The organism is Pseudomonas agarici (assembly GCF_001543125.1).
GTDB lineage: Bacteria > Pseudomonadota > Gammaproteobacteria > Pseudomonadales > Pseudomonadaceae > Aquipseudomonas > Aquipseudomonas agarici.
Genome location: NZ_CP014135.1, coordinates 3,099,654 through 3,125,362, shown reverse-complemented (window position 1 = coordinate 3,125,362; position 25,709 = coordinate 3,099,654). Strand labels below are relative to the sequence as shown.

Genomic DNA, 25,709 nt, shown 5'->3' with positions numbered 1-25,709 from the left:
TAAGTCAGATTACCTTAACCTCCTGGAATGGCGACTAGGGAAACCTGCTCTAGATATAAAATGGCAGGTAGCTGAGACAAGGTTGGCAGCAACCTGCAAGCTTATTTTTAAAGAGCTACTTTTGTTAAACCTATTAGAGGGAAAAACTTGCTAGCACACCTAAATTATAACTTTATTGCCTCTGTTAGAGAATTCTTCCTAGTATCAGACCTCTCAAACGAGAACTCTACCGCATCGTTGGTTTTCTTGTACTTAACCTGATAAGTTCCTGGCTCAAAATCCAGCATTGCTCCTTGAATTGCATCTGAGCCATCAGGCTGTAAATCTCCTCCGGTCGTATCCTCACCGGCGCCGATAAAAACTTGGCCTGACGGAAAATAAATATTTAGCAGGCCATCTTCCCCATTCAAGCTGTCGGATATCCTGATATTAAACTTTCCATCCTCCCCCAACCCGAAGAAAGCAATATTCCCCTCATTCACTTCGTAAATTTCATCTTCTACAATACTCCACCAGTCTGAAGTGTCGGAAATCCTATGCTTGATTGCTTGCAGATCAAAAACTGCGATAGTCGCGGTATCAGTAACAACAGAAAACCCTGCAATCATCAGCACACCTCGACTTATAAAGCTACAATAAAACTCGCGCAGCTTAATTTGATACGACCATTAATATTAAAGTCAACCCGACAGCATCCTTAAGGGTATATATCGACGTCCTTCCCTTCCGCCGTAAAAAAAAGCCTATCTACTGCCCCATCGAAATCATACTCAGCCTTTATTATCACGCCTGCCAAGCTGTTACTTGCCAACGTAACAATTTCACGCACTTTATTGGTACTCAAACTGTATCTATACGCCCAATATTCCATATCAGCATCAACGCGACAACCCCGTAACACCTCACCCCCGACCAGCTCAATAGCTTTTAGCCAAGTTATTTCACCATATTTGTTTTTACGAAGCGAATAAACTCTGTCGTCAGAAAATCTAAACAGTTCAACCTCATGCAAAGTAGCATTCGCATTATAGACCTCAATTTTTAACACCCTACTATCTAACAGGTAATTCTTAGTGGCATTTTTTTTATTTTTCGGCTCATTACTTGAAGTCTTAGCGGGCTTAACCCCTGACATTTCAAGCTCAAGCGGCACAATAGTAAATGAAGGCCCGCTCGCCCATAATACTTGATCGGGCTGAAGTTCATCCATAAAACCAATTAGAAAATCTTCATCTTGAATTTTTTGTAGCAGTTCATTTTTCAGATCTTTTAGATCTTTTAGATCAGAACAAACCATAATCACAACACCTTAAAATTAATGCCTTCAGCCAAAGATTTCTTGATATCCCCCAAACTACTCAAGAAATCACTTCTTGTGTTTTGCTCCGACAACGTATCAAACACATGTTGCTTATACACATTACTATGAACGCCTGCTCCCTTATGGGGGGTGGCAGTCGTGCCAGGGACTCTCGCCGCTTCAGTATTAGGCAACCAGATCCCGTTACGCTTGTCATTAATATCGATGTCAAGCTCTTTCATCTTGTCACGAAGAGCTATCATTCTCGGATCTTTCGAGTTAGACATAATAATGTGATGAGCATCGTACTGCCCACCTCCGACAGGGCTTTGACCCAGATTCCCCCGCAGCACCTTAGCGTCAGAGCCACAAGAGAGTCCTAAGGGATCAATCCACCCAATGGAGCTTGGTGCATACCTATAAAGATTATCCCCACCCGCCAACCCAATCGGATCCTGCGTAATAAACCGCCCAACCTGCGGATCGTAATACCTGAACGTATTGTAGTGCAGCCCCGTTTCGTCGTCGAAATACTGCCCCTGGAACCGCAGGTTCTGCTCAACCTCGTTCACCGCCAGCGTTTCGATGGAACCCCACGCCTTGTACGTCGCTTGCCAGACGATCTGGCCCTCGACGTCGGTCATTTCCAACGGCGTACCAATCTGGTCAGTATGGAAGTAGTAAAGCTTCTGCTGTTCCCCTTCGCTTTGATCAACGCGGGCCAACGGTGCGTAGCTACCGGGCTCATAAATGTACAAGCTGCTCTGCCCCGGCGTCTGTTCGCGCAGCATCCGCAGGCCTTGCCAGAGGAAGTTTTTGTGCTGGGCCTGACCGTTAACGGTTGAGGTCTTACCAACCCGTCGGCCAAGGCTGTCGTAGCGATACGTGCCAGTGCTTTCTAGCCTGCTGTTAACCATCGTTTCAGCTTTGACGAGGCGGTTTTCGCAGTCGTAGCTGAAGGTCTGCAACGTGGTCAGGCCGATACGCTTTTCAACCAGATTGCCCCACGGGTCATAGCTGTATTCCTGATCGCGCCATTGCTTGATGCGATTGTCTTTGACGTGGTCGAACTGGCTGGTGCTGAAGTTCAGGCGGTTGGCCGCGGCGTCGTAGCGGAACTCTTCGCTGTCGACGAGTTGGCCGGTGTCGCGGCTGTGGAGCTGGCCGTTGGCTTCGTATTCGTATTTGATTTCGCCGCGCAGTTTGTCGAGGGTGCGGGTCAGTTCGCCGGCCGGGTCGTATTGATAACGGCGGTGGATCGGGTTGTAGGCGTGCTCGACCAACAGACTGGTGTTGATGCCGGTGTTGTGCACCTGTGAAAGCTTGTCGGCGGGCAGATTGGAGGCGAACTGCCACGCCTTACGGCCCATGGCGTCGTAGCCAAAACAACTGGTGAGTTTGCCCTGGGTGCGGTAGACCTCGCGGTGCAGGTCGTCGCGTTCCATGTCGCTGATCAACTGGCCGTCGAGGTTCAGTTGGTGCAGGTGGCCGCTCCCGTAATAGAGGTGATTCAGGTGCTGGCCTGTAGGAAGCGTCAGCGTGGTCAGGTTGCTGAGCGGATCGTATTCGTAGGCCAGGGCGCCCTGGGGCGTGGTCTCTTGGATCAGGCGGCCGAGGATGTCGTATTCGAAGTCGAGTGTTTCTTCGCTGACGCCAAGCGTCTTGCCGATGGCACTCGGCAGGCGATGAATGCTGAGTAACCGGTCTGCCTCGTCGTAAACATAATCCTGACGGGCGTCGCTGTTGACCTTGGCCAGCAGACGGCCGATGGTGTCGCGTTCAAATTCCGTCGTGCGCTGTGGCCGTTCGGCCCGTTCGCCGTAGCCGGTTTCCTCAACCTGAGTCAGATGCCCGCCGAGGTTGTAGGCGAAACGTCGGGTCAGGTTGTCGATGCGTTTTTCTTCGATCAATCGATCGGAAGCGTCGTAGCTGAATCGGTAGGCAGCGTTGTTTTCGTTGACCAGCGCGGTCAGGCGAATGGCCTTGTCGTATTCGTAGCTGATCCGCTGCCCTTTCGCATCCTGACGGCTGGCGGGCAGGCCTCTCGCGGTTCTTAGCAGACGCGTGGTCTGGCCTTTGCCGTCGGTATGCGTCAGTACCTGGCCGAGAGCGTTGTAGGTAAAGCTCTCCGCCGTGCCGTCCGGATGGTCGATGCGCAGCACTTCGCCGTCGGGTTTGCGTTCAAGCCTCGTGGTTTGATTCAGGGCATCGGTGACGGCCACCAGATGGTGGCGCTCGTCGTAGCGGTAATACGTGCTTTTGCCCGAGCAGTCCTGAAAGCGCTCGACCTGGGCGAGGGTGTTCCACCATAGGTATTTCGACTTTTGCGTCGCGTCGATGATGGTGTGGGGCAGGCCGTCGTCGCTGTTGAGGTACTCGGTCTTGTGGCCGAGGGCATCGATTTCGGCGAGCAGATTGCCCTTGTCGTCGTACTGAACCTTCCAGACGCTGCCGTCGGGATAGGTTACCTGTGTCACCAGCGTGGTGAGGTGATGATGCTTGTAGCTGATCTTGCGGCCGAGCGGATCGGTCTCTTCGATCAGGCGTGCGTATTCATCGTATTTCAGCGTCAGCGTGTTGCCGTCCGGCAGCGTGATGCCGGTCATGTTGCCGTTGTCGTCGAGATCGATGACGTAATGCTCACCGCCGAAGTCTCGGCTTGAGGTCACGCGATGATCTTCGTTGTAGTGGATCTCCAGCTCGCGGCCCAGCACGTCCGTGGTCCAGGTGGTGCGGGCTTTCAGGTCATAGCGGAAATGGTAATGCTCGCCGTCGCTGGTCCAGTGTTCGACCACACGGGGCTGACCGTCGAGGGTTTCCCAGCGGTAATGACAGCTCAAGCCCAGCGCATTGCTGTGGCTGGCCATCATGCCTTCGGCGTAGCTGAAACGGCGCATAGAGTCGCCGTTGCGGTTAATCACTTCGATCAGTTGGCCGTTATCGTCGTAGCGGTACTGGACTAGGGTTTCAACGGCTTCGTTGTCCACTACCCGTCGGACGTCAGTCAGGCGACCCAGCGGATGCTCGTAATGCAGATGCACGCGCACGCCGCCCGTGGCACTGATATCGGTCAGGGTGCCTTCGACGGTGCGGGTGAAATGCAGATAGTGCCCGAGGGCGTTTTCAATGCGTTGCAGCGGGACATTGGCGTTATCGTCCGGCACTTCGCCGAAGTAGAAGAAGATGTTGTCCAGCGTTTGCAGGAGGTAGTGGCCGCCTTCCGTGCAAACCAGATACACCTGCTCATGGGGGTTATAAATACGCTCGCCCGGTTGCACGTCCACAAACGGGATGGTGCGACCCTGATTGTCAGTGAGGTAAACAAACTTGCCGCTGCGGCGCAGGCTTTGTTCCCAAGGCAGTACCCAACCCTGACCCAGCACACTATCGACGGTCAGGTCGCTGGCGTAAAAGCGCGACCAGTCAATCGGCATCAGGCCGGAGAGGCTGAAATCGGTTTCGTCCGGGATGACTTTACGCCCCGTGGTGGTGTCCACGGGATTGCCCGCAAGACCACCAACCGCTCGATCAATCGCAGGCCCAACGACGTAGCGGCTGGCCACTTCACCCGCGACGAACCCGGCAGTGAATTTCATGACGCAGGGCATGATGGCTTTCATGCCAGCCTGAGTCCCAGCCTTGATCAGTTGGGCAATACCACCGGCAGCACCGGCCACGGCCATGAGGATGTCGACGGTCGTGCGCAACCACCCCGGAATCTCGTCATCTACCGGAAGATAGCGATGCGTCCCGCCGGCAATGAAAACGTTGCCAGAGCCACTGGAAATGGTTGCGCCGCACGTGAGTTTGTCGCCCTTGCGCGCTGCAGCGGTACCGTTGATGAAAACGTTGGTGGAACCTTCCGCAACCTTTACCGGGCCAGGGTGCTTGTCGCACGCGCCGATGCTCTGCTCAACATGAGCAGCCTTTCGGCTGTTGACGAAAACGTTTGGCGAAGCGGTGACGATGGTGCCGGAGGGAGAAGAGAAACTACTCCCTATCGCCTCCCCTGCCGCAACGAGCAGACTACCCCCGACGCCTGCCGCAAGACCTGCCAATAAAGCTACGCCAAAGCCGCACGTGAACGTTGCGATGGCAACTGCTGCGACAAGGGCAATACCCAGCGCGGCGCCGATCAGGAACCCGCCCAGTGCACTCGTGTGCGCTATCTCGTCACCAAACCTTGCGGCTTCGAACATGAGTGTTACTCCTGTCCGCTGGAGTCAGTCTTGGTGCCACCGGATTGGCGAGGCTGGAAGCTGGCAAGCAGATCCATCCAATTCTGATTTTGTTCGCTGCTGAAGTCGGCTTGAGCAGTGGTCGAGAAAATGAGCGCCCGCCCTGACTCGATCAAAAACGCAGCCTGACGCTGATAGAAAGGACGGCCGTCGGTCATGTAGTAAGCATCAATCTGCACGCCATCTATAGGCGCAGCGGACGACAACGAGACTGCTTTCTTGCCAAGCAGCGTGTAGCCGCGCAGCTTTGAAGCGAGCATTTTGATCTGGCGTTCAACGTAGGTTTTGAGAACCTCGCCCGGCAACAGCGTGTCTCGGGAAATGGTGATGCTCAATGGCGCAGGAATGCTCGCACCTAGCACAAACATGTTTACGGTCCGGTCTTGAAACCCTTCCGGCAGCGCGATACTTCCTTCCTGCAACTCGTAGTCCATTGGAGATGAATTCCTTAAATCAATGAATAGATGATCGCTCAGCGGGCTGCGACGCCATCGAGCATGCTGTCGAAATCGATCAGCCAATGGCTCAGGCTGGGTTTGGTGGGATCAATCACGCACGAGATGCTCAGCCATTGCAGGTCTTCGCTCCCATCAACAGGGACTACGGCCCCTACCAAGCGTCCGTGCCGTTCGCCATGGCCGATTTTGAAATGGAAATCCAGCGACTTCGCTGCGCTGCCAGCCACAAGGTAGTCACGCTGGCGGATGGCCCGCATGTCCGGATAAAGCTTGCGAAACGTTTGTACTGACTCTTCGAATAACTCCGGCAGCGCCAGCCCCTGTCGAACATCCCGACGCTTGATGGTCAGAATGATCGGTTCGCCTTCATGCTCGATGGTGGTCTGGATGTCGCGGAAGTCGAAGCCCGAAGGGAACGCCAGATTGAAGCCGCCGAAGGTAAAGCTGCTCGGTGTATTTTGCAGCGCAATAACGGGGTCAGGCTCTGGCTCCGGCTCGGGTTTAGGCGCAGCGGCTGCTGCAGCCAGCGCCATGCGCTCAGCCTCTTCCCGCGCTAGACGCTTCTCTGAAATACGATCGTAAATACTGGTTCTAGTCATCTGCCCGCTACCTCAGTCATTGACTCTGACCGGCGCACCGGTGATTTGAGTCGTGCCTGTGCTCACTGTGGTAATGGCGTTGCCCCTGATCTCAATGCCATCCGGCGTGAGGGTGATGCTGCTTTCCCCCACTTGGAGAATGATGTGTTGCTTGGCATTGACCTGGATGAACTGGTTATCCACCTGAATCGTCAGAGAGCCTTCCTGAACATTCATCACGGTGTCTTTCCTGATGATCTCGGTTTGCGTGCCATCGACGGTCATCATGCGGTTGTTGCCGACTTTATGGGTCTCGTCGAGCTCAATCTCGGTGTCCATGTTGCGCTCGGCATGCATGATGAGTTGCTCAGCGCCGGCCTTATCTTCGAAGCGGAAGAAGTTCGCCGTACCGCCGTCGCCCTTCATCGACCTGGTCAAGAAACCACTCTGAGTCTTGTTCGCCGGAAGCGACCATGGCGGGGTATTCTGGCTGTTGTAGAGGCTGCCCATGATCAGCGGACGGTCAGGGTTGCCGTCGAGGAATACCACTACGACTTCGTCGCCGACACGGGGTATCTGAATACTGCCGAAGCCGCCACTTGCACCGGACTGGGCGACGCGGACCCAGCAAGAGCTTTTGTCGTCGAACTGGCCGGTGCGATCCCAGTGAAACTGCACTTTCACGCGGCCCATTTCATCGGTATAGATTTCTTCTCCGGGGGGGCCAACGATGATGGCGGTTTGTGGGCCGTTGATTGAAGGTTTGCGAGTTGCTAACTGAGGTCGATAAGCAATTTTTTTGCGAACACATACAAATTTGTTGAAGTAACCAGCCTGATCACCAGTCAAGTAGTTGTTACTGCCTACATGATCAACCGATATAATTAAGAACTGCCGGTTTTCAGCTGTTCCAGCATCGTGTTCGTAGTGCTGGGTCAGCTCGAAAGTATAGCCAGGTTTCATTACGCGACAGTTGCTATCACCATAAAATGTTTTACCCAATAACTCCAAGGCCTCAATCCGGTTACGGACCATTGCCTCACCATCCTCATAGTTTCCGTGAGTATACTGCCCTGGAAAATCGTATATCTCAAAACTGTCGATGTTTCCCTGCTGATTCATACTCTGCATGGTGACTGGCAGTGCATTATTTGGCTGGCGGTAATCAAAGGTACGCACGGAAACTTTGCCAGACTGCAGTTGGCGGGTCGCACTCCACTGGGTAATCGAGTCAGCTGTCTCGGTCACTGAGGCAGTATGAAAACGAATTTGAGGCTGCTCCGCCAAAGGCACTAATGTGCTTGAGTCATCAACCACAATCATCACGTGCGAGTCGGCAGTGTGTTCGAAATAGTAAAACAAACCCTCGTTTTCAAGCAGTCTCTGCACAAAGTTAAAGTCACTTTCGCGGTACTGGGTGACATAACTATGATTTCTTAATGGCTTGCTCAAGCGAAATTCAAATTTCGGAAATGCTCCGTAGCTGCCAAATACCTCAGCTACTACATCTTGAACTGTTTTATCTTGAAATATTCGCGTGTCAAATCGACAGGTCAGCATCCATAACCACGGCCCAAGTACCGCACTGTAGCGAGAAAGCCCTCCATCGCTACCTTGGGTACTGAAGCGGTTCACGTAGCCGTTGATATAGCGTTTAGAACCATCGGCAAGTTCGATTTCCACGGTCGCGGGGCGGCCAATGAGTGACTTTAGCTTCACATCGGAACGCTGGCTGAGCATCGCCAAATCTAGCTCGAAAAGTCGGGAGAGGCCTTCTGAACCAGAAAAATGCTCCAGCAGCATGTCCTCCTCGCCGCCGGACGCAAATGTATTCAGCTTGAAAAGCCTTTTATTCTGCGGGCTCAGCATAGAAAGAAGGTCCGTCAACATTGTGCACTCCTTGAAAACTGGCTACTGGCAAAACTCATCGGTCTACCTTGGTAGCGAAAATGCGGCCAATCCAAGACGTCGCACGCCTTGAACGAAGCTCTTCCACATTCATGAATGTGTATTCTTGATGTTCCCGCGCCTCTTGATCCTTCAGAGTACGTAGGGAAGAAATACTGGTGCGATGGTAAAAAAACATAAAAAGAGCAATAACTATAAATAAAAAGACAAGCAGTAGCGCTGGCGATCTATAAGCGTGAAAAACTGGGTAAATCAGTATTCCCAAGCCGCCCCCAACAGCGCCAAGTGCCCAACGATTCTCCTGATTAGGCTCCACGACTTCGACGCGCTGCGAACGTACGACCAGAGAGCTTCTAGGGTTTCGCCATACACATAATAAAAAATAAACAATCATGCAGACAGCTAGCGGCATACAGCTGATCAGTATCGACATGCCAAGCCCCAACTTAAACTGCTTGTAAGTCGCGACCAACGCCATTAAAAACGCGAACCCAGGCGCAACACCCAAATTCGTAAACAGCCGAAGGCTGGCATATTTACTAAACCTTTCAGTCCGGTACGCGCAATCAACGCACCAGAAAGTTACCCAAATCACAAATGCCGCGGCGGGAATCGTTAACACACTCGGTACTACACCCGCCGAAAACACAGCCAGCATGGTGAACAAAAACCAAGCTCCCCATATGCTGGCTAAGTATCGATGCGGTTCGACATTGAACATTATTAGCCTTTTCCCGTCAGCAAATTACCGAAAGAGGTACCCCACCCGGTTACTTCGTCGCTCATAACAATCTGTATTGTGAGACCCACACCTAATCCAATCGCGATTATTACTACCGCAGGCGCACTTACGGTCGCACCAATCACTACTCCACTTGCAAAAACCAGAGCGTTGGTGGGCTGGCTATAAGCGGTTTTCTCTAAAAAATCCCTACCACTTGTGGAGCTGTGCATATCCATAGCCAGTTGTGGACCGAACGCCAGAAGCGGGCCGGCGGCGTTACCGACAAGTACCTTCCCAACCCCCCGCTGACCATACAATCCGCCGTCGACATGCGCAGTCGACCTTAACGTTTTGGCTGCGTTGTATGCTGGGATATGAATCTCATTGCCTGCGACTTTACCGCCCACCCGATAGATACTGGCTTTGGCCGTCGCGGGTATTTCAAAGTATAAGTTACCGCCTACTCGAATAAGCTTGATCCTGCCACGAAAAGCGCGATGAGCAGAGACACTTCCTGACTTTCCACGGGAGGCCGCCCATTTTTTAAGCTGCGTCTTTGTCGACTTACTAAGATCAAGTAGGTTTTCAACCTTGGTTGCTTTCGAACCTGCATGGAGAATACCTCCCACACTCGCGAGCGTGCCTGGCAGGTTAGCCGTAGAAAATAGCAGAGGGCCCACGACCGGAATTTTTTCCGCCTTCTCCTTGAGTTCCAAAAACTGTTTTGCTGCGACGTTGGGGGCTTTTTTTAGCTTACCAAGCAGGGAAATCAGCGTCGTACAGTAGTCTTCGGTTTCTTCAGGAGTCAGCTCAGCTTCTGGAGAGCTGAGCTCTTTGATGAGAAATTCCGCAGCACTCAGATCGTCAGTGGCATAAGTGCCTGCGATGTCCAAGGATGAGGGGAAGGCCCTAGCGGCAACAACACTTGGCCATGGTAATGACCCTTCGCCCAACAATCCTTGCTGGGAACCTGTACCCATGGGATCTGCAGCTGTACATGGATAGAGTCCATTACTCACGACCAACCTCCCTTTATAAGCTGGCTCGATTGCCAAGTGACGCCCAGCGATGGCGGTAACACAATGCCATCCAATATCACGAAAGCGTCGAGAAACCAGGATGCCTTGGCGACTGAGCAGAAACGCAGCATGGAGCTGCTTAGAACTTACGCCGAGCAATACTATTTTCCGACGCAGCGTCAATCCTGCGTTTCGCGCTCCGAGAGCACTGCTAAAAGCCCTGAAATTTCGTAGCACCAAAACTACAGCAATCGCCTTTGCTAAAGTCCGGCTTAAAGCCAATCGGGATTGCTGCACCTGTCAGAACCGGGTCAGACATGCATAAAGCGTGAAAGTGCCATCAGTGTTTCAAAAAAGAGAAACTGGCCGTAATACAGCCAACAGAACAACACACGATGACCACTACACACAGATTCCCAGCGCGCCGAAAATCAGAAAGCCCAAAAATAGCGGTTACGCGCCCATTTTCGGTTAATATTTTCTGAGTGTTCGGCGCGTATTTTAAGAAAATCTTGGCTCGGTTAAAAAAATCTAGCCAATGATAGGGGAAAAAATGGGAAATCTAGTGGGTTACGCCCATTTGATCAATGCGATGGGGCTGAAGGCTATCGGGGTAAAGAAGCCCGCACTCGTTCAACCCGTCACCCGCATTGAGCGGATCAACGGCGCGCTTGCAGTGCCGCAAGCGGTTGCACCGGAGGCTGGGGATTTTCTCGCCCACATCATCTTTGCGCTCAAACATGAGGGCGTCAATCTCTCTATTTTGGCGCAGGCTCTGCCTCGCATTGAAGGTCAACTCCTTGTCGAGGCCATAACCCAATCCCCCAGCAGTGGCTATCTGCGCAAAGTCTGCTTCCTCTGGGAAGTCTACTCCGGCGCTTTACTGGACTACACGGACAAGCCTCGGGGCCCCGGCGTCCTCCTTTTTGATCCAGAGCGGTACATCACTGGCCCATCGGTGCGAAACAACCGATGGCGCGTGGACTTCAATGGGCTGGGGACACTCCAATATTGCGCGACGGTAGAGCGCACGCCCGAGATCCAAGCCCTGCTTGAATACGACATTCTAGGGCGTTCGAAAGAGTTCATTGCTTCCTTGCCTAAGGAAATGATGGATCGCGCCATCAACTGGGCGTACCTGAGCGAGACAGATTCCTCATTTGCGATTGAAAAGGAAGCACCAAGCCAGCAGAAGTCAGAGCGTTTCGTTCAGTTGCTGCGCCAGGCACATGACCGCCAGCTGCTTACTGAAGACTACTTGGTCTCTCTGCAAAACAATGTAATTTCCCAACCGCTTGAATGGGCGGTGGCCTTCCGGCATAAACAAAACCACCTGACCAACTCCTTTCGAGGAGCGGCAGGGGTCACCTATATCCCACCACCACCAGACCTTTGCCGGGATCTGATGTTCGAACTCATGGCCTTCGCAAACCGTGCACCGTTGGAGCTTGACCCGCTGGTGGCCGCCGGCATTGCCTCATTCGGATTCGTGTTCTTGCATCCCTTCATGGATGGGAATGGCCGACTGTCGCGCTTCTTAATACACCAGGCATTGTGCTGCAGCGGTGCGCTGGAGAACGGTTTGTTACTCCCTGTCTCCGTTGCCATGAAGCGAGAGGAGCAACGCTACCTTGAAGCTTTGCAGAGCTTCTCGAAACCCGCCCGGCAATTCTGGGACGTTCGTTGGATCGATGCCGACAACATGTCGCTTAACTTCACCGGCGACCCTAGCCTCTATCGCTACTGGGATGCGACTGAATGTGTGGCCTTCACGCTGGAAATGGCCAAGCGGGCATTGGAAATCGAACTGAGGGAAGAAACCGAGTATCTGCAACGATACGACACGTTGCTCAAGGTGGTTAATGACAACTACGACGTGCGCGGCAGCCTCTTGAGCAAGCTGATAATGCAGTGCTTAGACCAGAATGGGGTCGTATCAAAGGGCCGGCGCAAGCAATACAACGGGTATATCCAAGAGGAGGTTTTCGACTTCCTGGAAGGTCACGCCCAGGCCCTTCTGGCTGAAGCCTACGCAGAGCCCGACGACTAATAGTCTAGCGACTGGGGCGGTTGAATGACCGGTGGCAGATCCCTTGGGTGAAGCCATGTCCATCTCAGTCCCGCCATCTCCACTAGCTATTAGGCGGCCCAACCTTTCAAGCTCCTCAGCTTTGAAAAGGCCCAAAGCGTGCGGTCGTTCACCCACGTGGCCATCACTGGAATACCTCAAGTCTGTAACAGGCGCGGATCAAAGCAATCAGCAGCCTGCGACAGACTCCATTTATTCCCGACAGACTTTATTTCATAGCTCAACACCATCAACTTAAACCACCATCACTCCACCGTCACCGATTTCGCCAGGTTGCGCGGCTGGTCGACATCGGTGCCCTTGAGTACTGCCACGTAATACGACAGCAATTGCAGCGGAAGGGTGTAGAGGATTGGTGCCAGGGTGTCATGGATATGCGGCAAGGTGATGACGTGTGTCCCCTCGCCATTGCTCATCCCGGCCTTCTCGTCGGCGAAGACGATCAACTCGCCACCGCGGGCGCGAACTTCCTGTAAGTTGGATTTGAGTTTTTCCAACAACTCGTTGTTCGGCGCCACGGTGACGATCGGCATGTCGTTGTCGACCAGCGCCAGTGGACCGTGCTTGAGTTCACCCGCCGGGTAGGCTTCGGCATGGATATAGGAAATCTCCTTGAGCTTGAGCGAGCCCTCCATCGCCACCGGGTATTGCGCGCCACGACCGAGGAACAGGGTGTGGTGCTTGTCGGCGAACAGTTCGGCGATTTTCTCGATCTTGGCATCCATCGCCAGGGTTTCGCCCAGGCGGGTCGGCAGGCGCCGCAGTTCTTCCACCAATTCCGCTTCGACACCCGGTGCCAGGGTGCCGCGTACCTGGCCTAGCGCCAGGGTCAGCAGCAGCAAGCCGACCAGTTGGGTGGTGAAGGCCTTGGTCGAGGCCACGCCAATCTCGCGACCAGCCTGGGTGAGCAGGGTCAGGTCCGACTCGCGTACCAGCGAGCTGATGCTGACATTACAGATCGCCAAGCTGGCGAGGAAACCCAGCTCTTTCGCATTGCGCAAGGCCGCCAAGGTATCGGCGGTCTCGCCGGACTGGGAAACGGAGACAAACAGCGTATCCGGCTGCACCACCACCTTGCGATAGCGGAATTCGCTGGCAACTTCGACCTGGCACGGAATACCCGCCAGGCCTTCCAACCAGTAACGGGCAACCATGCCGGCGTGGTAGCTGGTGCCACAGGCGACGATCTGCACGTTGCGTACCTTGGCGAACAGTTCGGCGGCCTGGGGGCCGAAGGCCTGGACCAGCACCTGGTTCTGGCTCAGGCGCCCTTCCAGAGTACGTTGCACCACAGCCGGCTGTTCGTGGATTTCCTTGAGCATGAAGTGGCGGAACGCGCCCTTGTCTGCAGCTTCGGCGCCGTCGCGATACTGCACTGCCTCGCGCTCGACGGCCTGTCCATCGACATCCCAGATCTGCACGCTGTCACGGCGGATCTCGGCGATATCGCCTTCTTCCAAATACATGAAGCGGTCGGTTACCTGGCGCAGGGCGAGTTGGTCAGAGGCGAGAAAGTTTTCCCCCAGGCCGAGTCCGATTACCAGTGGGCTGCCGCTGCGCGCGGCCAGCAAGCGATCAGGCTGCTGCGCATTGATCACCGCCAAGCCATAGGCACCGTGCAGTTCCTTGACCGTGGCCTTCAGTGCCGTGGTCAGGTCGCCGAGGTCTTTGAGTTTGTGGCTGAGCAGGTGGGCGATCACTTCGGTGTCGGTGTCCGAGGTGAAGACGTAGCCCAGGCCCTTGAGTTGTTCACGCAGGGCTCCGTGGTTCTCGATGATGCCGTTGTGTACCACGGCAAGATCCGAGCCGGAGAAATGCGGGTGGGCGTTACGCTCGCACGGGGCGCCATGGGTGGCCCAGCGAGTGTGAGCGATCCCTAGGCGACCGGCCAGCGGTTGACCGGCCAAGGCCTGGTCCAGCTCACTGACCTTGCCGGTACGCCGGGCACGCTCCAGTTTGCCGTTATGGGTGAAGACGGCGACACCGGCGCTGTCATAGCCACGGTATTCCAGACGCTTCAGGCCTTCGACCAGGATGGCCGTGATATTACGTTCAGCAACCGCACCGACAATTCCACACATGCTCTCTCTCCTAGCTGACAGCCGCGCAAATCAAATGTATCCCGCGGGCCTGAATCTGTTCGCGTGCCTCCAGCGGCAAGCGTTCATCAGTAATAAGGGTATGGACGCTGCTCCAGGGCAGTTCCAGGTTGGGTATGCGCCGGCCGATCTTGTCAGCCTCGACCATCACCACCACTTCTCGAGCAACCTGAGCCATGACCCGGCTCAAGCCGAGCAACTCGTTGAAGGTGGTGGTACCGCGTTGCAGATCGATGCCGTCAGCACCGATAAATAGCTGGTCAAAGTCGTAGGAACGCAGCACCTGTTCGGCGACCTGGCCCTGGAACGACTCGGAATGCGGGTCCCAGGTGCCGCCGGTCATCAACAACACGGGCTCGTGTTCCAGCTCGCTCAAGGCGCGGGCAACATGCAGGGAATTGGTCATCACCACCAGGCCGGGCTGCCGGCCCAGTTCAGGAATCATCGCGGCGGTGGTGCTGCCGCTGTCGATGATGATCCGTGCGTGTTCGCGTAGGCACCCGACTGCGGCCCGAGCAATCGCTTGCTTGTGCTTCGAAACCGACTGGCCGGGATCGCCGACCAGTTCATGGGGCATACTGATCGCACCGCCATAGCGGCGCAGTAGCAAACCATTGCTTTCGAGGGCAGCCAGATCCTTGCGCACCGTAACCTCGGAAGTTTCGAAGCGCCTGGCCAGTTCGTCCACGCTCACTTCGCCTTGCTCATTGAGCAAGGCGAGGATGCCGTGGCGACGTTGAGGGGTGTTGCGTTTCGACATGACGGCTTAAGTTTCGATTCGAAAGATAATAAATGCAATCAAAACCTGAAATCGAAACTTCGTCAAGCGAAGCTTTGCCAAAAAAGCTGTGGATAACTCAGCTTTTGTTGATCTTCACTGGCCGTTGCCAGCCGTCGATATTGCGCTGACGCGCACGGGCCACGGCCAGTTGCCCTTCACCAACGCTCTGATTGATGGTCGAGCCCGCCGCCGTGCTGGCGCCGTTGGAGATATCCACAGGCGCTACCAGGGAGTTGTTGGAGCCGATAAAGACGTCTTCACCCAACACCGTCTGGTGCTTGTTGGCCCCGTCATAGTTGCAGGTGATGGTGCCAGCGCCGATATTGGTCCGTGCGCCAATCCGCGCATCGCCCAGGTAGGTGAGGTGACCCGCCTTGGCATCGTCGGCCAGGTGCGCGTTCTTCAACTCGACGAAGTTACCCACATGGGCTCGGGCTCCGAGCACACTGCCAGGGCGCAGGCGGGCAAACGGACCGGCATCGCTGCCTTCGCCCAAAATCGCACCGTCGAGGTGGCTGTTGGCTTTGACCGTCACGCCTCTGCGCAGCGTGGTGTCCTTGATCACACAGTTGGGACCGATCACCACATCGTCCTCGATTACCACGCGACCTTCGAGGATCACGTTGATGTCGATCAGGATATCGCGACCCACGCTGACTTCGCCGCGCACATCGAAGCGCGCCGGGTCACGCAGGGTCACGCCCTGAGCCATCAGACGCAACGCCGCGCGTTTCTGGTAGTGACGCTCGAGCTCGGCCAGTTGTTTACGGTCGTTGGCGCCCTGCACTTCCATGGCGTCGTAAGGTTGCTCGGTTTCCACTACCAGACCATCGCCGACCGCCATCGCGATCACGTCGGTCAGGTAGTACTCACCCTGAGCGTTGTGGTTCGACAGGCGGCTCATCCAGCCGCCGAGACGTTGGGACGGTAACGCGAGGATGCCGGTATTGCCTTCGGTGATCGCCCGCTGCGCCTCATTGGTATCCTTCTGCTCGACGATCGCACAGGCCTTGCCCTGGGCGTTGCGCACGATACGGCCATAACCGGTGGGGTCCGCCAGTTCGACAGTCAACAGCGCCACTTGGTCAGGCGTGGCGTGCTGCAGCAGGCGTTGCAGGGTGTCCACTTCGATCAACGGGACGTCGCCGTAGAGCACCAACACCGTGTCTCCGGTGATAAAGGGCACAGCCTGGGCCACCGCGTGGCCGGTTCCCAGTTGCTTGTCCTGCAACACGAAGTTCAGGTCATCGGCCGCCAGCCGTTCGCGCACCTGGTCAGCGCCATGGCCGATGACCACGTGAATGCGTTGTGGATTCAGTTGCCGGGCGCTGTGGATAACATGCCCCAGCATCGAATGGCCAGCTACGGGGTGAAGAACCTTCGGTAATGCCGAACGCATGCGGGTGCCTTGACCTGCGGCGAGGATAACGATTTCGAGAGACATGACTGGCTACCAATCCTAGGTGGTCAGCGGCTGCGACCAGGTGATGAACATCGGAAAAGAAAAAAGGGTAGCCGAGGCTACCCTTTTTAATCAATCACACAAACAAGCGGCGGCTTAACCACCAAACTTCTTGCGGATCTGCTGGACGGTGCGCAGCTGGGCTGCGGCCTCGGCCAGACGTGCAGCGGCGGAACCGTAGTCGAAGTCCGCGCCTTTTTCATTCAGGGCCTTCTCGGCAGCCTTGACGGCTTCCTGAGCGGAGGCTTCGTCCAGGTCGGCAGCACGTTGCACGGTGTCGGCAAGAACCTTGACCATGTTCGGCTGAACCTCGAGGAACCCACCGGAGATGTAGAACACCTCAGCTTCCCCGCCCTGCTTGATCAAGCGGATCGGGCCCGGCTTGAGATGGGTGATCAGCGGCGCGTGGCCCAGGGCAATACCCAGGTCACCGAGCGCACCGTGTGCAATCACCATCTCGACCAGGCCAGAGAAGATTTCTCCTTCCGCACTGACGATATCGCAATGGACTGTCATAGCCATCTGATTGCCTCAACCTAAATTAGCGCCCGTTGCCGGGCGCCGGGATTACAGTTTCTTGGCTTTCTCGATCGCTTCTTCGATGCCGCCAACCATGTAGAACGCTTGTTCTGGCAGGTGGTCGTAGTCACCGTTGAGGATGCCTTTGAAGCCAGCAATGGTGTCCTTCAGGGAAACGTATTTACCCGAGGCACCGGTGAAGACTTCAGCCACGAAGAACGGCTGCGACAGGAAACGCTGGATCTTACGAGCGCGGGATACCAACTGCTTGTCGGTTTCCGACAGCTCGTCCATACCCAGGATCGCGATGATGTCCTTCAGTTCCTTGTAACGCTGCAGTACGTACTGGACGCCGCGAGCAGTGTCGTAGTGGTCCTGGCCGATCACGTTCGGGTCCAGCTGGCGCGAAGTCGAGTCCAGTGGATCGACCGCCGGGTAGATACCCAGGGAGGCGATGTCACGGGACAATACGACGGTGGCGTCCAAGTGGGCGAAGGTGGTCGCTGGCGACGGGTCGGTCAAGTCATCCGCCGGTACGTATACCGCCTGGATCGAGGTGATCGAACCTTCCTTGGTCGAAGTGATGCGCTCTTGCAGCACGCCCATCTCTTCAGCCAGGGTCGGCTGGTAACCTACCGCCGACGGCATACGGCCCAGCAGTGCGGATACTTCGGTACCGGCCAGGGTGTAACGGTAGATGTTGTCGACGAACAGCAGAACGTCGTTACCTTCGTCACGGAACTTCTCGGCCATGGTCAGGCCGGTCAGGGCGACGCGCAGACGGTTTCCCGGCGGCTCGTTCATCTGGCCGTAGACCAGTGCCACTTTGTCCAGAACGTTGGAGTCCTTCATCTCGTGGTAGAAGTCGTTACCCTCACGAGTACGCTCACCCACACCGGCGAACACCGAATAACCGCTGTGCTCGATGGCGATGTTACGGATCAGTTCCATCATGTTAACGGTCTTGCCGACACCGGCACCACCGAACAGACCGACTTTACCGCCCTTGGCGAACGGGCAGACCAGATCGATAACCTTGATGCCGGTTTCCAGCAGGTCGTTGCCGCCCGCCTGCTCGGCGAACGACGGCGCCGCACGGTGGATACCCCAACGCTCGTCGGTGTCGATCGGACCGGCTTCGTCGATCGGGTTGCCGAGGACGTCCATGATCCGGCCCAGGGTCGCTTTACCGACCGGTACGGAGATGGCGGCCTTGGTGTCGACAACGCCCAGACCGCGCTTCAAGCCTTCGGTGGAACCCATCGCAATGGTACGCACCACGCCGTCGCCCAACTGCTGTTGGACTTCCAGGGTAGTTTCCGCGCCTTGTACTTTCAGCGCGTTGTAGATGCTCGGTACGCTGTCGCGTGGGAATTCCACGTCGATAACGGCGCCGATGATTTGAACGATACGTCCGCTACTCATAGCTGGATCCTCTGAATATTTGAACCGTTAAACCGCGGCAGCGCCGCCGACGATTTCCGAGATCTCTTGGGTGATCGCAGCCTGACGCGCCTTGTTGTAGATCAGTTGCAAATCGCTGATCAAATCACCGGCGTTGTCGGTAGCGTTCTTCATCGCGATCATCCGCGCAGCTTGTTCGGCCGCGTTGTTCTCGACCACCGCCTGGTACACCTGCGACTCCACGTAGCGCACCATCAGGCTGTCAAGCAGCTCTTTGGCGTCCGGTTCGTAGAGATAGTCCCAGTGGTGCTTGAGTTCTTGATCCGGGGTTGCCACCAGTGGAATCAACTGCTCCACGGTAGGCTGCTGGGTCATGGTGTTGATGAACTTGTTGGACACCACGGACAGACGATCAATACGGCCATCCAAGTAGGCATCCAGCATCACCTTGACGCTGCCGATCAGGTCATTGATCGACGGCTCTTCACCCAGGTGGCTGATAGCGGCAACGACGTTACCGCCGAAGTTGCGGAAAAACGCCGCCCCCTTGCTACCCACCACACACAGATCAATCTCGACGCCGTTTTCGCGGTTTACCGCCATGTCCTTGACCAGGGCCTTGAACAGGTTGGTGTTCAAGCCACCGCACAAACCACGGTCACTGCTTACCACGACGTAACCGACACGCTTGATTTCGCGGTCGATCATGAACGGGTGGCGGTATTCCGGGTTGGCGTTGGCCAGATGCCCAATTACCTGGCGGATACGCTCCGCATAAGGACGGCTAGCCGCCATGCGCATTTGTGCCTTGCGCATTTTGCTGACCGCCACTTTTTCCATGGCGCTGGTAATTTTTTGCGTGCTTTTGATGCTCGCAATCTTACTGCGAATCTCTTTTGCGCCTGCCATGTAACACCTATCAGGTTAGCAAGCGGGAGCCTTGCGGCTCCCGCTGCGGCTTACCAGGTTTGGGTGGCCTTGAACTTCTCGATACCGGCTTTCATGCCAGCGTCGATTTCGTCATTGAAGTCACCCTTCACGTTGATCTTGGCCATCAAATCGGCGTGATCGCGGTTGAAGTAAGCAATCAGCGCTTGTTCAAAGCTGCCGACCTTGGCGATTTCGATGTCAGTCAGGAACCCACGCTCAGCGGCATACAGCGACAGCGCCATGTCAGCGATCGACATTGGTGCGTATTGCTTCTGCTTCATCAGCTCGGTAACGCGCTGACCATGCTCAAGTTGCTTGCGGGTCGCTTCGTCCAGGTCAGAAGCGAACTGGGCGAATGCCGCCAGTTCACGGTACTGGGCCAGGGCGGTACGGATACCACCGGACAGCTTCTTGATGATCTTGGTCTGGGCGGCGCCCCCTACACGGGATACCGAAACACCGGCGTTCACAGCAGGACGGATCCCGGAGTTGAACATGGCCGATTCCAGGAAGATCTGACCGTCGGTGATGGAAATCACGTTGGTCGGAACGAACGCGGAAACGTCGCCAGCCTGGGTTTCGATGATCGGCAGAGCGGTCAGGGAACCGGTTTTGCCAGTCACCGCGCCATTGGTGAACTTCTCGACGTACTCTTCCGAGACGCGGGATGCACGCTCCAGCAGACGGGAGTGGAGATAGAACACGTCGCCTGGGTAGGCTTCACGGCCTGGTGGACGGCGCAGCAGCAGGGAAATCTGGCGGTAGGCCACTGCTTGCTTGGACAGATCGTCATAAACGATCAGCGCGTCTTCACCGCGGTCGCGGAAGAACTCGCCCATGGTGCAACCGGAGTACGGTGCCAGGAACTGCAGCGCGGGAGATTCGGAAGCACTGGCGGCCACGATGATGGTGTTGGCCAGGGCGCCGTTTTCTTCCAGCTTGCGAACCACGTTGGCGATGGTCGATTGCTTCTGACCGATCGCTACGTAAACGCAGAAGATGCCGCTGTCTTTCTGGTTGATGATCGCGTCGATCGCCAAAGCGGTCTTACCGATCTGACGGTCACCGATGATCAGCTCACGCTGGCCACGGCCCACCGGGATCATCGCATCGACAGCCTTGTAGCCGGTCTGTACAGGCTGGTCTACCGACTTACGCCAGATCACGCCTGGAGCCACTTTCTCGACCGCGTCGGTCTCGGTGTTGTTCAGCGGACCTTTGCCGTCAACCGGGTTACCCAGTGCGTCGACAACGCGACCCAGCAGTTCCTTACCCACCGGAACTTCGAGAATGCGGCCGGTACACTTGGCACTCATGCCTTCAGCCAGACTGGTGTACGCGCCTAATACCACGGCACCTACGGAGTCTTGCTCAAGGTTGAGGGCCATACCGTAGACGCCGCCCGGAAACTCGATCATCTCGCCGTACATGACGTCGGCTAGACCGTGAATCCGCACGATACCGTCAGATACGCTGACGACAGTGCCTTCGTTACGGGCTTGGGAGGTCACATCGAGTTTGTCGATGCGGCCCTTGATAATTTCACTTATTTCGGAAGGATTGAGTTGCTGCATTGCTCTGCTGCCCCTTCAAACTCAAGATTTCAATGCTTCGGCCAATTTCGCGAGTTTGCCGCGAACTGAGCCATCGATAACCAGGTCGCCGGCGCGAATGACAACACCCCCGATAAGGGATGAGTCTTCCGCAACTTGCAGGCGCACTTCCCGGTCGAGTCGTGCACTGAGAACCTTGGCGAGTTTGTCTTGCTGTTCTTGGTTCAATGCAAAAGCACTGGTGACTTCCACGTCTACCGATTTCTCTTGCTCGGCCTTGTACAGGTCGAACAGAGCGGCAATCTCCGGCAACAGCGGGAGACGGTCGTTTTCGGCAACGACATGGATGAAATTCTGTGCCTTGGCATCGAACTTGTCGCCACACACGTCAATAAACGTGGTGGCCTTGTTTGCGCTCGTCAGTCGCGGGGCCTTGAGCACGCGCCGCATGGTGTCGTCTTGCGACACCTTAGCGGCCAGGCCGAGCATGGCTGACCAATGGGCCAGTTGCTGGTGGGCCTGAGCGTGCTCGAAGGCCGCCTTAGCGTAAGGTCGGGCCAACGTGGTCAGTTCTGCCATGATCGCCCTCGCTTAAATTTCAGCAGCCAGTTTGTTAACCAGCTCCGCGTGCGCGTTTTGATCGATTGTGGCACCCAGGATCTTCTCGGCACCGCCAACGGCCAGGCTACCCAGTTGGGCGCGCAGCACGTCTTTGACGCTGTTCAGTTCCTGCTCGATCTCGGCATGAGCCGAAGCCTTCACGCGTTCAGCTTCGACGCGGGCTTTATCAACAGCCTCTTCGACGATCTGGTTACCGCGTTTCTTCGCTTGCTCAATGATCTCGGCTGCCTGTGCTTTTGCTTCGCGCAGTTGATGACCCGCTTTCTCTTGGGCCAACTCCAGGTCGCGAGCTGCACGGCTGGCAGCGTCCAATCCATCCGCGATCTTCTTCTGACGTTCGTGCAAAGCCGCGATGACCGGAGGCCACACGAACTTCATGCAAAACAGTACAAAAATGAAGAACGCAACGGACTGGCCAATCAGGGTTGCATTAATGTTCACGCCAACACCTCGCTCGTTCGTTGTCCATCACACCAATCAACTCGAAAACTCGAGTGATCAGCCAGCGAGTTGACCAACGAAGGGGTTCGCGAAGGTGAAGAACAGAGCGATACCAACGCCGATCATGGTGACGGCGTCGAGCAGGCCGGCCACGATGAACATCTTGACTTGCAGCATTGGTACCATTTCTGGCTGACGCGCCGCGCCTTCCAGGAATTTGCCGCCCAGCAGGCCAAAGCCAATGGCGGTACCCAGTGCGCCCAGGCCGATCAACAGTGCAACAGCGATAGCGGTTAGACCAACTACAGTTTCCATCTTTCCTCCCGACTTTTACGTCGTATGGTTTAGGTTTTTTAGATTTTAAAGCGGTAAAACAAATCGTTTCAGAGCCTTGGAAGGCCACCTTCCCGTTTTATCGGGAAGGACACCAGACCAGTCGAGACTGGTCTTAATGGTTTTCTTCGTGCGCCATCGACAGGTAGACGATAGTCAGCATCATGAAGATGAACGCCTGCAGGGTGATGATCAGAATGTGGAAAACGGCCCACGCCCACTGCAGTACGACACCCAGGCCGCTCAGCCAGAGCAGACCACTGCCGAACATCACTGCAATCAGGATGAATACCAGCTCACCGGCGTACATGTTGCCGAACAGTCGCAGGGCCAGGGAGATCGGCTTGGCGACCAGGGTCACGAACTCCAGCAGGAAGTTCACCGGGATCAACAACGCTTGAACGAAGATGTTCTTGCTGCCGAACGGATGCAGGGTCAGTTCGCCGATGAAGCCGCCGATGCCCTTGACCTTGATGCTGTAGAAAATGATCAACGCGAACACCGACAGGGCCATGCCCAGGGTAGCGTTAGGGTCCGTGGTGGAAACCGCACGGAATGGAATGTGATGATCGCCGGAAATCAGGATCGCCAACTGAGGAATCCAGTCGACCGGTACCAGGTCAACGGCGTTCATCAGGAACACCCAGACGAAGATGGTCAGTGCCAGCGGCGCAATCACCGGGCTGCGACCGTGGAAACTGTCTTTCACGCTGCCGTCGACGAATTCGACCAATACCTCAACGAAGTTCTGCAAAGCGCCTGGCTGACCGGAAGTTGCCTTCTTTGCCGCCATGCGGAAAATCAGGACGAAGATCAGACCCAATGCGACAGACCAACCCAAGGTGTCCAGGTGGAATGCCCAGAAGCCCATTGCCTTGGCTTCTGCTGCGGAATGGGCAAAGCCCCAGCCGCCGTTAGGTAGCTGACCGAAGGTCAGGTTCTGCAAGTGGTGCTGGATATAGCCCGAAGCGGATTCTGCTGCCATGGTTGCCTCAAACGCCCTAAGGTCTCGAAAGTCTTGTTTTCATTAGCAGGGGAGCCAACCAACTGACCGACTGGGTCAGCACGAAGACACCGAAGACTGCTATCGGCGCCAGTGGCTTCACTCCTGCGAACGTCAGTGCAAACAGCACTGCCGTCAAAATCAACTTGCCCGCCTCGCCGGCATAAAAAGACCGGACGATGGACTGGGCTGCTCGGGCGCCGGAAAACCGAAAGGCCCTGTGAGCAAAATACATGTTGGGTAGCGAGGCTATCAGGCCTCCACAGAGTCCCGAGTATCCGGCAACGCCACCGTACCATTGCCAAAGCACCAACGCGGCCACCAGCAATATGACCCATTGAGCCAATAAAACCGGGAATACCGCCAAGCGATGGAACGGCAACCTGTTTGGCCTGCGGATTTCCACCACTCACGCTCCTCAAAGGTCGGCTGCCGGAAATCAATAACTTGGCATAAATTGTGCCGACAAAATGCGCGCAGAGTATAGGGGCGGTTCGGCCCCTATTCAACTGCCGGGTAGTGATTTCCGCCTGCGCGCTACATGAGGAAATGTTTCAACGAATATGGGCAAGTACCCCTTGTAGTTCATCCAAGGAGTTATAGCGAATCACCAACTGGCCTTTTCCTTTCTGCCCGTGACGAATCTGCACCGCAGACCCCAGCCGCTCGGCGAGGCGCTGTTCGAGACGACTGATGTCCGGGTCCGCCTTAGGCGGTTCGACCGGGGCTGGTTTGCCACTCAGCCACTGACGAACCAGTGCTTCGGTCTGGCGCACGGTAAGGCCACGTGCGACAACATGTCGCGCCCCTTCGACCTGCCGCTCATCCGGCAAACCAAGCAAGGCACGAGCATGACCCATTTCCAGATCGCCGTGGGACAACATGGTCTTGATGACTTCCGGCAATGCGATCAAGCGCAGCAGGTTGGCTACGGTCACGCGGGACTTGCCCACCGCCTCGGCGACCTGTTGCTGGGTCAGTTGGAATTCCTGCTGCAGTCGCTGCAGGGCCACGGCTTCCTCGATCGGGTTGAGGTCTTCACGCTGGATGTTCTCGATCAGCGCCATGGCAATGGCGGTTTCATCCGTTACATCGCGAACCATGGCCGGAATGGTTTCCTGCCCGGCCTGCTGGCTGGCGCGCCAGCGACGTTCGCCGGCGATGATTTCGAAACGCCCGTTGCCGATCGGACGGACCACGATCGGTTGCATCACGCCCTGGGCCTTGATCGAGTTCGCCAGCTCTTCCAGCGCCTGCGGGTCCATGTCGCGGCGCGGCTGGTATTTGCCGCGCTGAATCAAGTCCAGCGGCAGGTGTTGCAGTTCGCGTTCGTCGGCCTGGACAGCTTGCTCTTCCAGCGAGCTGACAGTCGGACCGCTGAGCAATGCATCCAGCCCACGTCCTAGACCTCGTTTCTTGACGGCCATGGGATTTCCTTAAGTTGCCGGAGCGGCGGCGCGTGAATTTTTACGTTGCCGACGAACCATCTCGCTCGCCAGAGCCAGGTAAGCCACGGCACCACGGGATTGTTTGTCGTATGCCAGAGCCGGCATACCGTAGCTCGGGGCTTCGGCCAGACGGATGTTGCGCGGAATCACGGTGTCGTACAGTTGATCACCGAAATGTTCCTGGAGCTGTGCGGAAACATCGTTCATCAAACTCAGACGAGGGTCGTACATGGTCCGCAGCAGCCCCTCAACCTTCAGCTCCGGGTTGAGCAGTTCAGCGATGCGCTTGATGTTATCCACAAGGTCGCTGAGCCCTTCGAGGGCAAAATATTCACACTGCATGGGAATAATCACCCCATCAGCGGCCACCAAAGCGTTGAGGGTCAGCATCGACAGCGACGGCGGGCAGTCAATCAGGATGAAGTCGTAGTTCTCGCGGATCGGCGCCAGGGCGCTGCGCAGCCGGCTTTCCTTCATCTGCATTTCCAGCAGCACCACCTCGGCCGCTGTCAGGTCACGGTTGGCTGGCAGCAGTTGATAACCGCCGTGTTCGGAGAAATGCATGGCCTGCGCCAGATCGCATTCACCGATCAGCACATCGTAGATGGAGTTTTCCAGACCGTGTTTATCCACACCGCTACCCATGGTGGCGTTGCCCTGTGGATCGAGATCGATCAACAGCACCCGACGCTTGGTGGCGACCAGGGATGCAGCGAGGTTGATGCAGGTGGTGGTCTTGCCCACACCACCTTTCTGGTTCGCTATCGCGAATACCTTAGCCATTCTTGCTTGTGTTCCCAA

The 25,709-nt window shown here is 55.9% G+C and carries 23 protein-coding genes; 1 reads left to right on the top strand and 22 read right to left on the bottom strand.

Annotated features, from left to right (window positions below; translation table 11 throughout):
* Nucleotides 1-164 precede the first annotated feature (164 nt).
* The 8 genes from AWM79_RS13630 to AWM79_RS13595 all read right to left on the bottom strand — a co-directional run bounded on the left by AWM79_RS13630 (nt 165) and on the right by AWM79_RS13595 (nt 10,225).
* Nucleotides 165-608: a DUF6386 family protein gene (locus AWM79_RS13630; protein ID WP_017132262.1), complete on the bottom strand. Its 444-nt coding sequence runs from the start codon at nt 606-608 to the stop codon at nt 165-167.
* A gap of 89 nt (nt 609-697) precedes the next feature.
* Nucleotides 698-1,297, bottom strand: coding sequence for a hypothetical protein (locus tag AWM79_RS13625; RefSeq protein WP_060783070.1), 600 nt, complete (start codon nt 1,295-1,297; stop codon nt 698-700).
* A 2-nt stretch (nt 1,298-1,299) separates the two neighbouring features.
* Nucleotides 1,300-5,499: an RHS repeat-associated core domain-containing protein gene (locus tag AWM79_RS13620; RefSeq protein WP_060783069.1), complete on the bottom strand. Its 4,200-nt coding sequence runs from the start codon at nt 5,497-5,499 to the stop codon at nt 1,300-1,302.
* 5 nt (nt 5,500-5,504) lie between these two features.
* The gene (locus AWM79_RS13615; RefSeq protein ID WP_017132259.1) at nt 5,505-5,972 is read right to left on the bottom strand and encodes a DcrB-related protein; all 468 of its coding nucleotides are present in this window, start codon (nt 5,970-5,972) and stop codon (nt 5,505-5,507) included.
* Nucleotides 5,973-6,010: 38 nt separating this feature from the next.
* The gene (locus AWM79_RS13610) at nt 6,011-6,595 is read right to left on the bottom strand and encodes a hypothetical protein (protein WP_060783068.1); all 585 of its coding nucleotides are present in this window, start codon (nt 6,593-6,595) and stop codon (nt 6,011-6,013) included.
* A 12-nt stretch (nt 6,596-6,607) separates the two neighbouring features.
* Nucleotides 6,608-8,464 (bottom strand): type VI secretion system Vgr family protein, encoded by a 1,857-nt coding sequence (locus AWM79_RS13605; RefSeq protein WP_060783067.1) that lies wholly within the window; start codon nt 8,462-8,464, stop codon nt 6,608-6,610.
* 34 nt (nt 8,465-8,498) lie between these two features.
* Nucleotides 8,499-9,203 (bottom strand): hypothetical protein, encoded by a 705-nt coding sequence (locus AWM79_RS13600; RefSeq protein WP_060783066.1) that lies wholly within the window; start codon nt 9,201-9,203, stop codon nt 8,499-8,501.
* 2 nt (nt 9,204-9,205) lie between these two features.
* Nucleotides 9,206-10,225: a hypothetical protein gene (locus AWM79_RS13595; protein WP_244159557.1), complete on the bottom strand. Its 1,020-nt coding sequence runs from the start codon at nt 10,223-10,225 to the stop codon at nt 9,206-9,208.
* Nucleotides 10,226-10,778: 553 nt separating this feature from the next.
* On the opposite strand from AWM79_RS13595, the gene AWM79_RS13590 reads away from it, so the two are divergent.
* Nucleotides 10,779-12,275: a Fic family protein gene (locus tag AWM79_RS13590; protein ID WP_060783987.1), complete on the top strand. Its 1,497-nt coding sequence runs from the start codon at nt 10,779-10,781 to the stop codon at nt 12,273-12,275.
* A 284-nt stretch (nt 12,276-12,559) separates the two neighbouring features.
* Here AWM79_RS13590 and glmS read toward each other — a convergent pair whose 3' ends face one another.
* The 14 genes from glmS to AWM79_RS13520 form a co-directional block, all read right to left on the bottom strand.
* Nucleotides 12,560-14,395, bottom strand: coding sequence for a glutamine--fructose-6-phosphate transaminase (isomerizing) (gene glmS / locus AWM79_RS13585; protein WP_060783064.1), 1,836 nt, complete (start codon nt 14,393-14,395; stop codon nt 12,560-12,562).
* Between the two features lie 10 nt (nt 14,396-14,405).
* On the bottom strand, nt 14,406-15,173 hold the full coding sequence (locus AWM79_RS13580; protein ID WP_017132252.1) for a DeoR/GlpR family DNA-binding transcription regulator: 768 nt from the start codon (nt 15,171-15,173) through the stop codon (nt 14,406-14,408).
* A gap of 97 nt (nt 15,174-15,270) precedes the next feature.
* Nucleotides 15,271-16,638: a bifunctional UDP-N-acetylglucosamine diphosphorylase/glucosamine-1-phosphate N-acetyltransferase GlmU gene (gene glmU, locus AWM79_RS13575; protein ID WP_026013206.1), complete on the bottom strand. Its 1,368-nt coding sequence runs from the start codon at nt 16,636-16,638 to the stop codon at nt 15,271-15,273.
* 114 nt (nt 16,639-16,752) lie between these two features.
* Nucleotides 16,753-17,178, bottom strand: coding sequence for a F0F1 ATP synthase subunit epsilon (locus AWM79_RS13570; RefSeq protein ID WP_017132250.1), 426 nt, complete (start codon nt 17,176-17,178; stop codon nt 16,753-16,755).
* 45 nt (nt 17,179-17,223) lie between these two features.
* On the bottom strand, nt 17,224-18,600 hold the full coding sequence (atpD, locus tag AWM79_RS13565) for a F0F1 ATP synthase subunit beta (RefSeq protein ID WP_017132249.1): 1,377 nt from the start codon (nt 18,598-18,600) through the stop codon (nt 17,224-17,226).
* A gap of 27 nt (nt 18,601-18,627) precedes the next feature.
* Nucleotides 18,628-19,488: a F0F1 ATP synthase subunit gamma gene (gene atpG / locus AWM79_RS13560; protein WP_017132248.1), complete on the bottom strand. Its 861-nt coding sequence runs from the start codon at nt 19,486-19,488 to the stop codon at nt 18,628-18,630.
* A gap of 50 nt (nt 19,489-19,538) precedes the next feature.
* Nucleotides 19,539-21,083 (bottom strand): F0F1 ATP synthase subunit alpha, encoded by a 1,545-nt coding sequence (atpA, locus tag AWM79_RS13555; protein ID WP_017132247.1) that lies wholly within the window; start codon nt 21,081-21,083, stop codon nt 19,539-19,541.
* A 21-nt stretch (nt 21,084-21,104) separates the two neighbouring features.
* Nucleotides 21,105-21,641 (bottom strand): F0F1 ATP synthase subunit delta, encoded by a 537-nt coding sequence (locus AWM79_RS13550; protein ID WP_060783063.1) that lies wholly within the window; start codon nt 21,639-21,641, stop codon nt 21,105-21,107.
* Between the two features lie 12 nt (nt 21,642-21,653).
* On the bottom strand, nt 21,654-22,124 hold the full coding sequence (locus tag AWM79_RS13545; RefSeq protein ID WP_017132245.1) for a F0F1 ATP synthase subunit B: 471 nt from the start codon (nt 22,122-22,124) through the stop codon (nt 21,654-21,656).
* 57 nt (nt 22,125-22,181) lie between these two features.
* A complete protein-coding gene (gene atpE, locus AWM79_RS13540; RefSeq protein ID WP_002555987.1) occupies nt 22,182-22,439 on the bottom strand; it encodes a F0F1 ATP synthase subunit C in 258 nt (85 codons plus the stop codon).
* Between the two features lie 133 nt (nt 22,440-22,572).
* The gene (atpB, locus tag AWM79_RS13535) at nt 22,573-23,442 is read right to left on the bottom strand and encodes a F0F1 ATP synthase subunit A (RefSeq protein ID WP_017132244.1); all 870 of its coding nucleotides are present in this window, start codon (nt 23,440-23,442) and stop codon (nt 22,573-22,575) included.
* Nucleotides 23,443-23,458: 16 nt separating this feature from the next.
* Nucleotides 23,459-23,866: a F0F1 ATP synthase subunit I gene (locus AWM79_RS13530; protein ID WP_017132243.1), complete on the bottom strand. Its 408-nt coding sequence runs from the start codon at nt 23,864-23,866 to the stop codon at nt 23,459-23,461.
* A 148-nt stretch (nt 23,867-24,014) separates the two neighbouring features.
* Nucleotides 24,015-24,887 carry a ParB/RepB/Spo0J family partition protein gene (locus AWM79_RS13525; RefSeq protein WP_017132242.1) on the bottom strand — a complete coding sequence of 291 codons (873 nt, stop codon included), beginning with the start codon at nt 24,885-24,887 and terminating at the stop codon, nt 24,015-24,017.
* A gap of 9 nt (nt 24,888-24,896) precedes the next feature.
* Complete coding sequence (locus AWM79_RS13520) at nt 24,897-25,691, bottom strand: ParA family protein (RefSeq protein WP_060783062.1); 795 nt, start codon at nt 25,689-25,691, stop codon at nt 24,897-24,899.
* Nucleotides 25,692-25,709: the final 18 nt, after the last annotated feature.

Coding starts and splice junctions, on each gene's coding strand:
- AWM79_RS13630 (WP_017132262.1), bottom strand. CDS start 608: ATGATTGCAGGGTTTTCTGTTGTTACTGATACCGCGACTATCGCAGTT.
- AWM79_RS13625 (WP_060783070.1), bottom strand. CDS start 1,297: ATGGTTTGTTCTGATCTAAAAGATCTAAAAGATCTGAAAAATGAACTG.
- AWM79_RS13620 (WP_060783069.1), bottom strand. CDS start 5,499: ATGTTCGAAGCCGCAAGGTTTGGTGACGAGATAGCGCACACGAGTGCA.
- AWM79_RS13615 (WP_017132259.1), bottom strand. CDS start 5,972: ATGGACTACGAGTTGCAGGAAGGAAGTATCGCGCTGCCGGAAGGGTTT.
- AWM79_RS13610 (WP_060783068.1), bottom strand. CDS start 6,595: ATGACTAGAACCAGTATTTACGATCGTATTTCAGAGAAGCGTCTAGCG.
- AWM79_RS13605 (WP_060783067.1), bottom strand. CDS start 8,464: ATGTTGACGGACCTTCTTTCTATGCTGAGCCCGCAGAATAAAAGGCTT.
- AWM79_RS13600 (WP_060783066.1), bottom strand. CDS start 9,203: ATGTTCAATGTCGAACCGCATCGATACTTAGCCAGCATATGGGGAGCT.
- AWM79_RS13590 (WP_060783987.1), top strand. CDS start 10,779: ATGGGAAATCTAGTGGGTTACGCCCATTTGATCAATGCGATGGGGCTG.
- glmS (WP_060783064.1), bottom strand. CDS start 14,395: ATGTGTGGAATTGTCGGTGCGGTTGCTGAACGTAATATCACGGCCATC.
- AWM79_RS13580 (WP_017132252.1), bottom strand. CDS start 15,173: ATGTCGAAACGCAACACCCCTCAACGTCGCCACGGCATCCTCGCCTTG.
- glmU (WP_026013206.1), bottom strand. CDS start 16,638: ATGTCTCTCGAAATCGTTATCCTCGCCGCAGGTCAAGGCACCCGCATG.
- AWM79_RS13570 (WP_017132250.1), bottom strand. CDS start 17,178: ATGGCTATGACAGTCCATTGCGATATCGTCAGTGCGGAAGGAGAAATC.
- atpD (WP_017132249.1), bottom strand. CDS start 18,600: ATGAGTAGCGGACGTATCGTTCAAATCATCGGCGCCGTTATCGACGTG.
- atpG (WP_017132248.1), bottom strand. CDS start 19,488: ATGGCAGGCGCAAAAGAGATTCGCAGTAAGATTGCGAGCATCAAAAGC.
- atpA (WP_017132247.1), bottom strand. CDS start 21,083: ATGCAGCAACTCAATCCTTCCGAAATAAGTGAAATTATCAAGGGCCGC.
- AWM79_RS13550 (WP_060783063.1), bottom strand. CDS start 21,641: ATGGCAGAACTGACCACGTTGGCCCGACCTTACGCTAAGGCGGCCTTC.
- atpE (WP_002555987.1), bottom strand. CDS start 22,439: ATGGAAACTGTAGTTGGTCTAACCGCTATCGCTGTTGCACTGTTGATC.
- atpB (WP_017132244.1), bottom strand. CDS start 23,442: ATGGCAGCAGAATCCGCTTCGGGCTATATCCAGCACCACTTGCAGAAC.
- AWM79_RS13525 (WP_017132242.1), bottom strand. CDS start 24,887: ATGGCCGTCAAGAAACGAGGTCTAGGACGTGGGCTGGATGCATTGCTC.
- AWM79_RS13520 (WP_060783062.1), bottom strand. CDS start 25,691: ATGGCTAAGGTATTCGCGATAGCGAACCAGAAAGGTGGTGTGGGCAAG.